Source organism: Marinobacter gudaonensis (assembly GCF_900115175.1).
Classification (GTDB): domain Bacteria; phylum Pseudomonadota; class Gammaproteobacteria; order Pseudomonadales; family Oleiphilaceae; genus Marinobacter; species Marinobacter gudaonensis.
The window spans coordinates 657,490-670,726 of the sequence record NZ_FOYV01000001.1; the positions used below are offsets into that span (position 1 = coordinate 657,490).

The window sequence follows — 13,237 nt, forward strand, 5'->3', positions numbered from 1 at the left end:
CTAAAGTTGTGAGAAAACGCATTACAACAACAATAGGCAGGATGAGGTGGAATGTATGGACTACCACTCAGAATTTCGGCGTTCGATCGACAATCCGGAAGATTTCTGGCGCGAACAGGCCGACCGGATCGACTGGATTGAGCCGCCGAAAACCATCTGGAAACCAACCGACAACGGCCATGGACAGTGGTTCCCGGACGGCACCCTCAACTCCTGTGATGTCGCCCTGGATGCCAACATACGCGCGGGCCGGGGTGATCAGAAGGCCCTGATCTATGATTCCCCCGTCACCGGAAACCAGCGCTCTTATACCTATAACGAACTGACCACCGAAGTGGCGCGGGTCGCCGGCGCCCTGGCGGACCGGGGCATTACCAAGGGTGACAGGGTCATCATCTACATGCCCATGATCCCCGAGGCGGTCATGGCCATGCTCGCCTGCGCCAGGATTGGTGCCATCCATTCCGTGGTTTTCGGAGGCTTCGCTGCCCACGAGCTGGCCGTCCGTATCGACGATGCGACCCCGAAAGCCGTGATCACCGCCTCCTGTGGCATCGAAGTGGCCCGGGTGATCGAGTACAAACCGCTGGTGGACAAGGCGATCGAACAGGCCCGGCACAAGCCCGAAACCTGCATTGTGTTTCAGCGACCGCAGGTTCAGGCCAGCCTTCAGACCGGCCGGGATCACGACTGGCAGGAGCTGATGGCCGTCGCACGGCCTGTGGACCCGGTGCCGGTGAAAGCCACCGATCCACTCTATATCCTCTACACCTCCGGCACTACCGGCAAACCAAAGGGTGTGGTCAGGGACAACGGCGGTCATGCCGTGGCTCTGAACTACAGCATGAAACTGGTCTACGACGCAAAGCCTGGCGATGTCTACTGGGCCGCCTCCGATGTTGGCTGGGTGGTCGGACACAGTTACATCGTTTACGCCCCCTTGTTCGCGGGCTGCACCAGCATCCTGTACGAGGGCAAACCGGTTAAAACACCCGACGCCGGCGCATTCTGGCGCGTGGTCCAGGATCACAAGGTGAACATGCTGTTTACCGCACCGACCGCTTTCCGGGCCGTGCGCAAGGAAGATCCGGAAGCCGACCAGCTGTCGCGCTACGACATCAGCTCCCTGAAACGCCTGTTCCTCGCCGGCGAACGCCTGGATCCGGCCACCTACGAATGGCTCAAGGAACACACCGGGCTGCCCGTGCTCGATCACTGGTGGCAGACTGAAACCGGGTGGGCCATCTGCTGCAACCCGGTGGGCATTGAACTGATGGCCACCAAACCGGGCTCGGCCACGTTTCCCTCTCCCGGCTTTGATGTCCAGGTAGTCGACGCCAGCGGCAGCCAGATGCCAGCCGGCGAGCAGGGCCAGATTGCCGTCAAGCTTCCCCTGCCGCCCGGCTGCATGATGACCGTCTGGGGCGACGACGAGCGTTTCCGGCGCACCTACCTTGAACCGATTCCCGGCTTCTACAGCTCGGGAGACGGTGGCTTTATCGATGAGGACGGCTACGTGTTTGTTATGGGCCGGACAGACGACGTCATCAACGTGGCAGGCCACCGGCTGTCGACCGGAGAGATGGAAGAGGTGGTTGCTTCCCATCCGGCGGTCGCGGAATGCTGCGTGGTTGGGGCCCAGGACGACATGAAGGGTCAGGTGCCCGTGGGCCTGGTTCTGATCAAGGATGGCGCAACCATCAATCACGATGAGCTCGAAGATGAGCTGGTGGAGATGGTGCGCGACCGGATTGGCGCCATTGCCTGCTTCCGGCGCGCTCTGGTGGTCGAAAGGCTGCCCAAGACGCGGTCCGGGAAGATTCTGCGGCGGGTCATTCGCCAGATTGCCGATGGCGAGGATTATACCGTTCCCAGCACCATCGACGATCCCGCGATCCTGGAAGAAATCAGTCAGCAGTTCCGCCGCTGACGTCAGCGCCCGATCGACGGCCCGCCCGACCCTCTCAACGGGCCGGGCCGTTCGATATTATGGGCCACAAGCCGTTGTTTTTGAGCGATTTTAAAACCTGCATCGCCGGTGCAAAAATTTCGTTGACGCCCCCCAAAGTCGGTCTATACTGAAATTGCTGTGAAAATACAGCGGTATTTGGTGAATGCGTTACAACGTCCTGCCCAAGTGCTCTTCGTTGCCCCTTCCCTCAGTACTCTCTGGTATTTCTCAGCAATCATTCGCCTTTGGGTGTTTCCCAAGGCGTATTGAAGGTCCCGTGAGGGCAAATTACAGGAAGACAGGAAAGATCAATGTCCGAAACTAAAACTGGCCACGTGAAGTGGTTTAACGAGTCCAAAGGCTTTGGCTTTATCGCCCAGGACGGTGGCAGTGACGTCTTTGTTCACTACAGTGCAATCAATGCCAGTGGCTTCCGTACCCTGACCGAAGGTCAGCAGGTACAGTTCACGGTAACCCAGGGCCCGAAAGGTCCCCAGGCGGAAAACGTAACCCCGGTCTGAGCCAGGGTCAGGTTTCTGCCCTTTGCCCCTCACGGGCATCGGAAAACCAACAAGCCGGCAATTTGCCGGCTTGTGTCGTTTCTGGGCCCCGGTTATCAGGCCCCCTCGGTCTCGGCCGCCCTGGAGGCAACCGGCATCTCGGCGCCCACCGCCTGAGCCACCGCCGAGAACAGCGCCTGCAGTGTCGCCGACGTGGTGTCCTCCGCCAACGCAGCAGCGCTGCACAAACGACCGTTGGCGTTCAGGCGAATACAGGCCAAAGCGTTAGCATTGGTGCCCTCACCCAGGGCAAACTCGTCGTACGCCTCTACGGCAATGGTAATGCCAAACCTCTGCTCCAATGCTTCTGACACTGCCTCCACGGCACCCAGACCGCGCCCTTCCAGGCGAATCGGGCGGGCCTCTCGACCAACCACCACTTCCGCCCGCACGCCGTCCTCATCCCGGTGCAGGTCGTAGGAGGTCAGGGCCCAGTCCGCATGCACCTTGAGGTAGCGCTCTTCGAACAGCCGGTGAATGGTGAGGGAGTCGATCTCGCCGCCATTGGTCTCCGCCTCTCGCTGCACCACCTTGCTGAATTCAATCTGCAGCCAGCGCGGCAGGCTGATGTCGTAGTCCCGTTCCAGCACGTAGGCCACACCACCCTTACCCGACTGACTGTTGATGCGCACCACTTCCTCGTAGCGTCGGCCAACGTCGAACGGATCGATGGGCAGGTAGGCCACGTTCCAGACGTCGCTCTCCTTGCGGCGCGCCAGGCACTTGCGGATGGCATCCTGATGGCTGCCGGAAAAAGCGGTGAACACCAGCTCGCCGGCGTAGGGATGGCGCGGATGCGTCGAGATTTCCGTGCAGGCTTCGACCACTTCGGTGATCTCTGCCATACCGGACAGGTCCAGGGTCGGGTCAATGCCCTGGGAGTAGAGGTTCATGGCCATGGTCACCAGGTCCATGTTGCCGGTGCGCTCGCCGTTACCCATCAGTGTACCTTCCACCCGGTCGGCGCCGGCCATCACTGCCAGTTCGGCGGCCGCCACTGCACAGCCGCGGTCGTTATGGGTATGGACACTGATACTGATGTGCTCCCGACGCTTGATGTTGTCGCAGATCCACTCGATCTGGTCAGCGAAAATATTCGGGGTCGCCATTTCCACGGTGGCCGGCAGATTGATGATCATCGGTTGGCCTTCCTCGGGCCCCCAGACATCGCTGACCGCGTCGATCACCTCGGCCGCAAAATCCAGCTCGGTGCCGGTGAAGCTCTCCGGGGAGTATTGGAAGGTCCACTCGGTTTCCGGGTGGCGGGCGGCAATCTCTTTCACGAGCTTCGCGCCATTTACGGCGATGTCACGGATGCCGTCACGGTCCAGACCAAAGACCTGTTCACGCTGCACGGTCGAGGTTGAGTTGTAGACGTGCACAATGGCCTTGCGGGCGCCCGCCAGCGCCTCATATGTGCGCTCTATCAGTTCCGGTCGTGCCTGGGTCAGCACCTGGATTTTGACGTCCTCCGGTATCCGGTTCTCCTCAATCAGCTTCCGGCAGAAATCAAAGTCCGGCTGACTGGCTGCGGGAAATCCGATTTCGATCTCCTTGAAGCCCAGCTTTACCAGCAAATCGAACATCCGCTGCTTCTGTGCCACCGTCATGGGCTTTACCAGTGCCTGGTTGCCATCGCGAAGGTCCACCGCACAGAAGGTCGGTGCTTTCTCGATGACCCTGTCCGGCCAGCGACGGTCGGTTTTGGCAACGGGTTTGAACGCAACGTATTTGCGGTGATCGAACGCCATGATGGTGATTCCTTGCGGTTTTCCGGATGAAATACTCAATGCCTACAGCTTAACGCAAAGAAAACGGTATTTGATTGCGAAATAATCCAGTAAAGGCTATTTTATTGATACAAAATTGCCCGACTCCTCCATTTCAGGACACTCTATGCCATCAAACCAGAAAACACTCGTTAAGATAGACAATCTTGACCGGAAAATTCTTGCCCAGGTGCAGAAAGACGGGTCGCTGACCAACCAGGAACTGGCGGAAAAAGTCGGCCTTTCCCCCTCGCCCTGCCTGCGCCGGGTTCGCGCCCTGCAGGAAGCGGGCATCATTGTCCGTACCGTGACGATCCTGGACCACAAGAAGCTGGGGCTATCCCTGACCGCCATCATCCTCATCGGCATGGACCGGCACACACCCGAGCGTTTTGCCGCCTTTGAGGAACAAGTGGCCGAGTATCCAGAGGTTCAGGAATGCTACCTGATTACCGGCCAGGACGCCGACTACATGCTCAAGGTGGTGGTACCGGACATGGACCACTATCACCATTTTCTACTCAACCGCATTACCCGGATTCAGGGTGTGAGCGGTGTGCATTCCAGCTTTGTGCTGCGCCGGGTGATCGACAGTACCGCCCTGCCCCTGGGCTATCTGTCCTGAGCGGGTACCTGAACGCCGGCTGACTCCGCTTGCCATCTGTACCTTCCTGGACAGGCTCCGTACAATACGGGCCACTCAGAGTTGAATGCCAACTGACAAACGGAAAACACGATGCGAGCAAGCCGCTACCTGATTGCCACCCAGAAAGAAACGCCGGCCGATGCCGAGATTATCAGTCATCAGCTGATGCTCAGGGCCGGGATGATCCGGAAACTGGCCGCCGGCCTCTACACCTGGCTGCCGATGGGGCTTCGTACCCTGCGCAAGGTCGAGCGGATTGTGCGGGAAGAGATGGACAAGAGCGGCGCGCAGGAAGTGCTGATGCCGGCGGTCCAGCCCGCCGAACTGTGGCAGGAGTCCGGGCGTTGGACCCAGTATGGTGGCGAGCTGCTGCGCATGAACGACCGGCACGGTCGCGACTTCTGCTTTGGACCCACGCACGAGGAAGTCATTACCGACCTGATCCGCAACGAGCTCAAAAGCTACAAGGAGCTGCCCGCGAACTTCTACCAGATCCAGACCAAGTTTCGCGATGAGCGGCGGCCCAGATTCGGGGTAATGCGGGCACGGGAGTTCATCATGAAGGATGCCTATTCCTTCCACCTGAACGCGGAGTCCCTGGATGAGACCTACCAGGTCATGCACCGCACCTATTGCGCCATCTTCGATCGCCTGGGCCTCGAGTATCGTCCGGTTCAGGCGGATTCCGGCGCCATCGGCGGCAGCGCCTCCCACGAGTTTCACGTGCTCGCCTCGTCCGGCGAGGACGACATCGTATTCAGCACCGACAGCGACTATGCCGCCAACATCGAGAAGGCCGAAGCGGTCGCTCCGGCCGGTGAACGCCCGGCGCCTGGTGAATCCATGCAGGACGTGGCAACGCCGGATCAGCGCACCATTGAGGCCGTCGCCACTTTCCTGGGCATTGACGCGACCCGCACCGTGAAGACCCTCCTGGTAAAGGGAGAGGCGGATGAAAGCGGGCAAGCCGGCCTGGTGGCGCTGGTTCTTCGCGGCGACCACACCCTGAACGAGATCAAGGCGGAAAATCTGGCCGGTGTTGCCGAGCCGCTGACCATGGCCACCGATGAAGAGATCGAAAAGGCGGTGGGCTGCAAAGCCGGCTCCATCGGCCCGGTCAACCTGCCCGTGCCCGTGATTGTGGATCGCAGCGCCGCGCACCTGGCAGACTTTGTCTGCGGCGCCAACCGCGACGGCTACCACCTCACCGGGGTCAACTGGGAGCGTGACGTTGCCATTGACCGGGTCGAAGACCTGCGTAACGTGGTGGAAGGCGACCCGAGCCCAGACGGCAAGGGCACCCTCGAGATCCGCCGTGGCATCGAAGTGGGCCACATCTTCAAGCTCGGCAACAAGTACAGTACCGCCATGAATGCCACCGTGCTGGATGAGAACGGCAAAAGTGTGGTCATGGACATGGGCTGCTACGGCATTGGCGTTTCCCGCATTGTGGCAGCGTCCATTGAGCAGAACCACGACGACAAAGGCATCATCTGGCCGGATGCGATCGCCCCCTTCCAGGTGGCCATTGTTACCCTGAACGCCCACAAGTCTCCGACAGTAGCCGAGGCGGGCGAGAAGCTGTACGAGCAGCTGCGCCAGGCGGGCTACGATGTACTGCTGGACGACCGCAACGAACGCCCGGGCGTGAAATTTGCCGATATGGAACTGATTGGTATCCCGCACCGCTTTGTGGTGTCTGATCGCGGCCTGGCTGCCGGCACCCTCGAGTACAAGGGACGCCGGGACGAGGAAAAACAGGATGTTCCGGTGGCCGAGGCGCTGCCCTTCCTGGTTAATGCCTCACCCAGAAAAGGTCTCTAAGCCAGAGAGGTCTTCAGGCCAGAGCGCCAACGATTCCGGGCTCCATTTCCAGGGTCACGCCAAAGCGTTCCTGGACGGAGCCCCGGATGGTTTCCGCCAGCGCCAGAATATCCCGCCCGGTGCCGCCAGAATGGTTAATAAGAACCAGTGCTTGTCGGTTATGAACGCCAACCCGGGCATTCCGGTACCCTTTCCAACCACTCTGATCAATCAACCAGGCTGCGGCCAGCTTGACGCCTTCGGCCTGGGGATAGGCCGCGATGTCAGGGTAACGGGCTTTCAGGACCTCGAACTGGGCGGTGTCGACCACCGGGTTCTTGAAAAAGCTACCCGCGTTGGGAAGGATCTCTGGGTCCGGCAGCTTGCGCCGCCGAATCGCCATAACGGCTTCGGCCACCGCCATCGGCTCCATACGATCCGCGTCCACGGGCCCCAGGTATTCCTCGAGGTCCCGGTAGCCCAGAACCAGCGGCCGGGTGCGCGATAGTCTGAGACGGATTTCGGTGATGACATATCGGCCCGGTGACCGCTTGAAGAGGCTGTCCCGGTAGGCAAACCGACACTCGGCAGTGGCCAGGGTGACCTGCTTGCCGGTGGTGCGGTCCAAAGCTGACACTGACTGCAGCGTATCGCAGAGCTCCACACCGTAGGCACCAATGTTCTGAACCGGCGCGGCTCCTGCGGTGCCCGGGATCAGCGCCAGGTTCTCGATGCCCCGATAGCCTGCCCGGGCGGCGTAGACAACCGCCTCGTGCCAGTTTTCCCCGGCACCCAGAACCAGCGTCGCGCTACCCTCTTCAATCTGCTCCCAGTGGCGCCCGAGAATCGCCACTCGCACGACCAGGCCGGAGAAATTGCCGGCAAACACCAGATTGCTGCCACCGCCGAGGATGAGCACCTCATGCCCGTGGGAATCGGCCCATACCAGGGCATTGGCCAGCTCATCGGCGCTGGCGACCTCCACATAAAAACGCGCGACGGCCTCGACATGAAGCGAATTCAGCGCCTCAAGCTCGACGTTCTCACGAATTCCGGGCCCAAGGCTCAAGCCAGACGCCCCCTGATATCCGCCAGTAGTCCCTGGCCGGCTTCCTCAATCAGGTCCAGTACCCTCTCGAAACCTTCGTGGCCACCGTAATAGGGGTCAGGCACCTCCGAATGGCCGGAACTGCCGTATTCCAGGAACAGGGCCGGGCGGGTTCCGCCGTTCTGATGCCAAAGGTCGGTGACATCGGCCAGGTTCTGACGATCCATCACCAGCACATAGTCGAAGTGATCGAGATCGCCCTCGTGAATCTGGCGCGCCCTGAGCCCGCTGATATCGATACCCCGGCGCCGTGCTGCGTCCTGGGCCCGGGCGTCCGGGCTTTTTCCCACGTGCCAGTTGCCGGTGCCGCAGGAGTCAATCTCGATGGTGTCCGTCAGGCCGGCCTCGTCTACCAGCGACCGGAACACCCCCTCGGCGCTGGGAGACCGACAGATATTGCCAAGGCAGACAAAAAGTACCTTTATCGGTTGCTCAGCCACGCGCCCCCTTTTCTCCATCCACTCTCTCAACTTGTCCAGGTCCGCCTGGGTATCGACTCCGCCGGGCGGGTTGGTGGCCGCAATGTCCACATGGATTCGGGCGCCATTGTACAGCGCTCGCAGCTGCTCGAGTGACTCGGTTATTTCAATCGGGGCCGGGGCCCAGGTAACAAAATCAGCCAGAACCGAGGCCCGGTAGCCGTAGATGCCGATATGGCGGAAATAACCGGTGTGTTCGGGGAGGGATACGTCGGCTCCGGCCAGGGGGTTGCCCTCGTTCCACTGGTCGCGGGCCCAGGGTATGGGTGCCCGACTGAAATAATGGGCCATACCCTGGTGGTCAAACACCACTTTGACGACGTTCGGATTGAACACCTGGGCCGGATCGTGGATCCGCTCACACAGGGTGGCAATCGCCGCCTCAGGATGGAACTCAAGGTTATCCGCCACCTGATTGATCAGCTCAGGGGGAATCAGGGGTTCGTCGCCCTGCACGTTGATCACCCGGTGGTCGGGTTCGAATGCCAGCCGCCGGGCCACTTCCTCAAGACGATCAGTCCCGCTTGCATGGTTTGGCGAGGTCATTACGACCTCGGCCCCAAACCGCTCGCAGGCGTCGCGAACCCGCTCATCGTCGGTGGCCACCACCACGCGCGCCGCACGGCTTTCACCGGCACGCTCGCAGACGTGTTGGATCATGGGTTTTCCGGCGATGTCCGCCAGCGGCTTTCCAGGCAACCGGCTGGAGGCATACCGGGCGGGAATAACAACGGTAAAAGACATCACATCAACCCTGTATTTTTGAACTCAACGCTTGTGAAGGCGCTCGTCAGTGGACAGCGTTCTTGCCTCGGCCGCCAGCATCACCGGAATACCCTCACGGATAGGGAAAGCCATGGCATCCTGGTAACAGATCAACTCGGTTCGGGCCTCGTTGAGCTTGAGGTCGCCCTTGCAGACCGGGCAGGCCAGCATCGCTAATAGTTTCTTGTCCATCGTGCTTGCTCACTCTCAGGAAATAATCTGCTCAGAACAGTGCCGTACGCGGTCCAGGAAGGCCTCCCGGAACTCACCAGACAACCGGGCCTCCACCAGCAGGCTCCAGGCATTTTCGGGAGCGAATGCCCGGCATTTGACCGCGTCCTTGGCCGTCATAACAATCAGCTCTGCACCCTCGGCCACCAGGTCCGCCTCACGGAAGTGGTGATGGTCCGGAAATGCCGATTCAAGCACCTCGGCACCCAGGCCCCGGAGTGTCTCGAAAAACCGCTCCGGGTTACCGATACCCGCCACCGCCCTCACCGTCCGGCCACGGAGATCTTCGACGGGCCGAGATTCATTGGACCGAAGGTTGACCAGGGCGGTCGGCGCCAGAGCCATGCCATGGATCGCTTCATGCTCAAAGCCGGCAAACTCGCCCATAGGCCGAGCCAGGGGCTGCGCTCCATTAACGATAACAAAATCCACCGAATCAAGCCGCGTTACCGGCTCGCGAAGCGGACCGACCGGAATCAGGGCGCCGTTACCAACGCCTCGCCGCTGGTCGAACACGGCAATCTCCAGATCCCGGGGCAGCCGGTAGTGTTGAAGCCCATCGTCGCACACCAGCACGTTGCCCAGCTTTCTGGCCAGGGCATGATCTGCGGCCCGCCGTCGGTCCGGGTCGACCACCACCGGGCACCCGGTACTGGCCGCGAGCATGACAGGCTCGTCACCCGCCTCCGAAGGTGCGCTCGTGCCGTCAACCTCCAGTGGGTATTGACCGGCTTTGCCGCCATAACCCCGACTGAGGATCACCGGCTGCCAGCCGGCGGAGGCCAACTCCGACACCAGCCAGGCTGTCAGGGGCGATTTTCCTGTGCCGCCCGCAGTGATGTTGCCCACCACCACAACCGGGACAGGCAAGCTCGCCTCACGTGCCTGCCAGGCGGCCCTACGCCGGTGCTCCGCAATGGTCCGGTACAACCAGGCCAGGGGGGCCAGAAAACGCAGCGGGCGACCTTCCCCATACCAGAGGCGTTCCACCAGGGAGCTTGCAGCCACGGGGGTAAAATTCATGACTGCTCGCTGAACTGCATCTGATGCAGCTGGGCGTAAGCACCACCCGAGGCAAGCAGTTCGTCGTGTCGACCCGATTCGACAATACGGCCGTTCTCCATCACCAGAATACGGTCGGCCTTTTCAATCGTTGACAGACGATGGGCAATGACCAGTGTGGTGCGGCCCTGCATGACGGTTTCCAGGGCTTCCTGGATATGGCGCTCGGACTCGGTATCCAGGGCCGAGGTGGCCTCATCCAGAATGAGGATCGGAGCATCCTTGAGGAGGGCCCTGGCAATGGCCAGCCGCTGCCGCTGACCGCCGGAGAGCATGACGCCGTTATCCCCGATCACCGTATCCAGGCCTTCCGGCATGCGATCGATGAATTCCAGGGCGTGCGCCTTGGCCGCAGCCTCACGGATTTCCTCACGGGTACAACCCCGCAGGGCTCCGTAGGCAATGTTGGCGGCAATGGTATCGTTGAACAGCACCACGTTCTGGGTGACCAGGGCGATCTGCGCCCTGAGCGCTTTGAGGGAGAACTCCCGCAGGGAATGACCATCAATGCGGATATCCCCACCGGTGAACTCATAGAAACGGGGCAGCAGGCTGACCAGGGTGGACTTGCCGCTGCCGGAGCGACCAACCAGGGCCACACTCTGCCCTGAGGGGATGTCGAGCGAGATGCCCTCAAGAACGTTGTCGAGCTGGTCGCGATAACGGAAAGCGACGTCATCAAACTCGATGTCACCGTTCACGCGGTTCGGCGCGTAGGTTCCCGGGTCCGGCTCCGGTTTCTCATCGATGGTTTCAAACACATCGTACGCCGCAGCCACCCCTTTCTGGATCTTGGCGTGCACCGAGGTCACCTGGCGAATAGGCTTCGCCATGGTGGTTGCTGCGGTAATAAAGGCCACCAACTGGCCCGTCGTCATCTCGCCCCGAATCTCGGGCGCCAGCATCATCCAGACCAATCCGGCTATCGCGATGGCCACCAGCACCTGAATCACGGGAACGCTGATCGCCTGGGTTGAGGCCATCTTCAGGCTTTGCTGGAGGTTTTTGTCGTTGACCTTCTGGAACCGTTCCCGCTCATAGTCCTCACCCCCGAAGGTGCGCACTACCCGATAGCCGGTAATGGACTCCGACGCAACATGGGTGATATCGCCCATGGACCCCTGGATGCGCTGGCTGATCCGACGGAACCGTTTGCTGGCGTAGCTGACCACTGCCCCTATCAGGGGCCCAACGGCCAGGAATATCAGGGTGAGCTTCCAGTTGGTGTAGAACATGTAGCCCAACAGGCCGAGGATGGTCAGACCTTCCCGCAGGGTAATGGTAATGGCGTTGGTGGTGGCCTCGGCCACCTGCTCGACGTTAAAAGTCAGTTTGGAGACCAGTCGGCCCGCGGCGTTGTCGTCAAAATAGCGCGACGGCAGCGTCATGAGGCGATCAAACACATCGTTGCGCAGGGCATTGATCACCTGTCGGCCCACATACCCGATGAAATACTGGCTGAGAAAGGTGCCCAGGCCGCGAAAGGCAAACACTCCGACGATCACCAGGGTCAGCAACAGGCGGTTCTGATCGGTGGGGTTCTCAATGGCTGCAATGACGTACTCCATGGCTGCCGCCATTCCGGTGGAAGCTGCCGCGTAGATAATGTTGCCAAGCACGGCGAGAGAGAATGCCAGCAAAAAGGGTTTAACGTAGGTCAGCAGGCGCTTGTAGGTGTCCCAACTGCCCGCCGGCACCGTGGCCGGGGGCTCGGGAAGTGGCTCGTTTGCCCTCACTGGCTCTCTGCCTCCCGCTCGGTGGTGATGCTCAGCTTGGCAAAGCCCAGGCGACCAGCCACATCCATGGCACGAACGACGAATTCATGAGGCGTTCGGGCGTCGGCGGTGATGATGAAGGGGAGCGAATTGTTGCCCTCGGCAAGCTCCCGCACGCCCCGCTCCAGGGTCTCGCGACGGTTGTTCACCAGGGTGCGGTCGTTCAGGGTGTACTGGCCTTCGGCATTGATGACCACATCAATCTGCTTCACCTCGGAGGCCTGGGCCGGCTCGCCACTGGCCTCGGGCAGTTCGATCTGAAGGTGGCTTTCACGGGTGAAGGTGGTCGACACCATGAAAAAAATCAGCAGCAGGAACACCACATCGATGAGTGGTGTCAGGTCAACCCCGACTTCCTGGCTTCTCTGGCGCTTGAACTTCACGGGGTTCAGGCTCCTTCCACGTCGATTTCGCGGTCACCGTGAACAACCTCCACCAGCTTGATGGCCTCTTGCTCCATGCCCACCACCAGTTCATCCACACGACGGATAAAGTAGCGATGACAGATCAGTGCAGGAATGGCCACGCTCAGGCCAGCCGCCGTGGTGATCAGCGCCTCGGAGATGCCACCGGCCAGGTTACCGGCATTGCCGACGCCGGCCAGCTGGATCTCCGCAAAGACCTTGATCATGCCAATAACGGTACCCAGCAAACCCAGTAGCGGAGTAATCGTGGCCACCGTACCCAGCGGGTTGAGGAAGCGCTCCAGGTCGTGGATCACCTGGCTTGCCTCGTGTTCGATACTCTCTTTCATGATCTCACGGCCGTGCTTGGCGTTCAGCAGGCCTCCCGCCAGAATACGGCCCAGAGGCGAAGACCCCTGGAGTGCTTTCAGCTTCCGACCATTGAGCTCTTTCTTCTTGATCCAGCGCCACAACTCATTGATGGTCTGGGGAGGGGCCACCCTGGAGGCGCGGAGTGTCCAGAAACGCTCCAGAATGATGGCAAGCGCCAGGATGGAACAGGCAACGATTGGCACCATCAGAATGCCACCGGCTTTCAACAGCTCGAACACGCTTGGGGTCTCCCTGATTATTTGCAAGCCGCGCTACTTTAGCATAGCTGCCGGTGGAGGCCACACCCGGAAT

Annotated in this window: 11 protein-coding genes and 2 pseudogenes; 4 read left to right on the plus strand and 9 right to left on the minus strand. The window is 60.7% G+C overall.

Translation table 11 applies throughout. From position 1 onward, the window contains the following. Positions 1–43: 43 nt before the first annotated feature. A pseudogene (locus BM344_RS03005) lies at positions 44–1,930 on the plus strand (propionyl-CoA synthetase); the annotation flags it as partial. Positions 1,931–2,262: 332 nt separating this feature from the next. Then, on the plus strand, positions 2,263–2,472 hold the full coding sequence (locus BM344_RS03010) for a cold-shock protein (RefSeq protein WP_091985846.1): 210 nt from the start codon (positions 2,263–2,265) through the stop codon (positions 2,470–2,472). 95 nt (positions 2,473–2,567) lie between these two features. On the opposite strand, the gene leuA is transcribed toward BM344_RS03010, so the two are convergent. Continuing rightward, positions 2,568–4,262, minus strand: coding sequence for a 2-isopropylmalate synthase (gene leuA / locus BM344_RS03015; RefSeq protein WP_091985848.1), 1,695 nt, complete (start codon positions 4,260–4,262; stop codon positions 2,568–2,570). A gap of 145 nt (positions 4,263–4,407) precedes the next feature. On the opposite strand from leuA, the gene BM344_RS03020 reads away from it, so the two are divergent. Both BM344_RS03020 and BM344_RS03025 read left to right on the plus strand, forming a co-directional pair. Further along, positions 4,408–4,905, plus strand: a complete 498-nt coding sequence (locus tag BM344_RS03020) for an Lrp/AsnC family transcriptional regulator (RefSeq protein WP_091985851.1) — start codon at positions 4,408–4,410, stop codon at positions 4,903–4,905. 111 nt (positions 4,906–5,016) lie between these two features. Next, positions 5,017–6,750, plus strand: coding sequence for a proline--tRNA ligase (locus BM344_RS03025; protein ID WP_091985853.1), 1,734 nt, complete (start codon positions 5,017–5,019; stop codon positions 6,748–6,750). Between the two features lie 13 nt (positions 6,751–6,763). On the opposite strand, the gene murB is transcribed toward BM344_RS03025, so the two are convergent. The 8 genes and pseudogenes from murB to BM344_RS03060 all read right to left on the minus strand — a co-directional run bounded on the left by murB (position 6,764) and on the right by BM344_RS03060 (position 13,164). Further along, positions 6,764–7,798: a UDP-N-acetylmuramate dehydrogenase gene (gene murB, locus BM344_RS03030; RefSeq protein WP_091985856.1), complete on the minus strand. Its 1,035-nt coding sequence runs from the start codon at positions 7,796–7,798 to the stop codon at positions 6,764–6,766. Then, entirely contained in the window at positions 7,795–8,295 is a 501-nt protein-coding gene (locus BM344_RS17590; protein WP_208603406.1) for a low molecular weight protein-tyrosine-phosphatase, read from the minus strand. Before BM344_RS17590 ends, murB begins: the two co-directional genes overlap by 4 nt. Beyond that, positions 8,281–9,060: pseudogene (gene kdsB / locus BM344_RS17540) on the minus strand (3-deoxy-manno-octulosonate cytidylyltransferase); the annotation flags it as partial. The pseudogene kdsB and the gene BM344_RS17590, both read right to left, overlap by 15 nt. A gap of 24 nt (positions 9,061–9,084) precedes the next feature. Further along, a complete protein-coding gene (locus BM344_RS03040) occupies positions 9,085–9,273 on the minus strand; it encodes a Trm112 family protein (protein ID WP_091985862.1) in 189 nt (62 codons plus the stop codon). Between the two features lie 15 nt (positions 9,274–9,288). Further along, positions 9,289–10,335 carry a tetraacyldisaccharide 4'-kinase gene (gene lpxK, locus BM344_RS03045; RefSeq protein WP_091985865.1) on the minus strand — a complete coding sequence of 349 codons (1,047 nt, stop codon included), beginning with the start codon at positions 10,333–10,335 and terminating at the stop codon, positions 9,289–9,291. After that, the gene (gene msbA / locus BM344_RS03050) at positions 10,332–12,110 is read right to left on the minus strand and encodes a lipid A export permease/ATP-binding protein MsbA (protein ID WP_091985867.1); all 1,779 of its coding nucleotides are present in this window, start codon (positions 12,108–12,110) and stop codon (positions 10,332–10,334) included. Before msbA ends, lpxK begins: the two co-directional genes overlap by 4 nt. Then, positions 12,107–12,532: an ExbD/TolR family protein gene (locus BM344_RS03055; protein ID WP_091985870.1), complete on the minus strand. Its 426-nt coding sequence runs from the start codon at positions 12,530–12,532 to the stop codon at positions 12,107–12,109. Before BM344_RS03055 ends, msbA begins: the two co-directional genes overlap by 4 nt. Before the next feature lie 5 nt (positions 12,533–12,537). Further along, a complete protein-coding gene (locus BM344_RS03060; RefSeq protein WP_008169179.1) occupies positions 12,538–13,164 on the minus strand; it encodes a MotA/TolQ/ExbB proton channel family protein in 627 nt (208 codons plus the stop codon). Between the last annotated feature and the right edge of the window lie 73 nt (positions 13,165–13,237).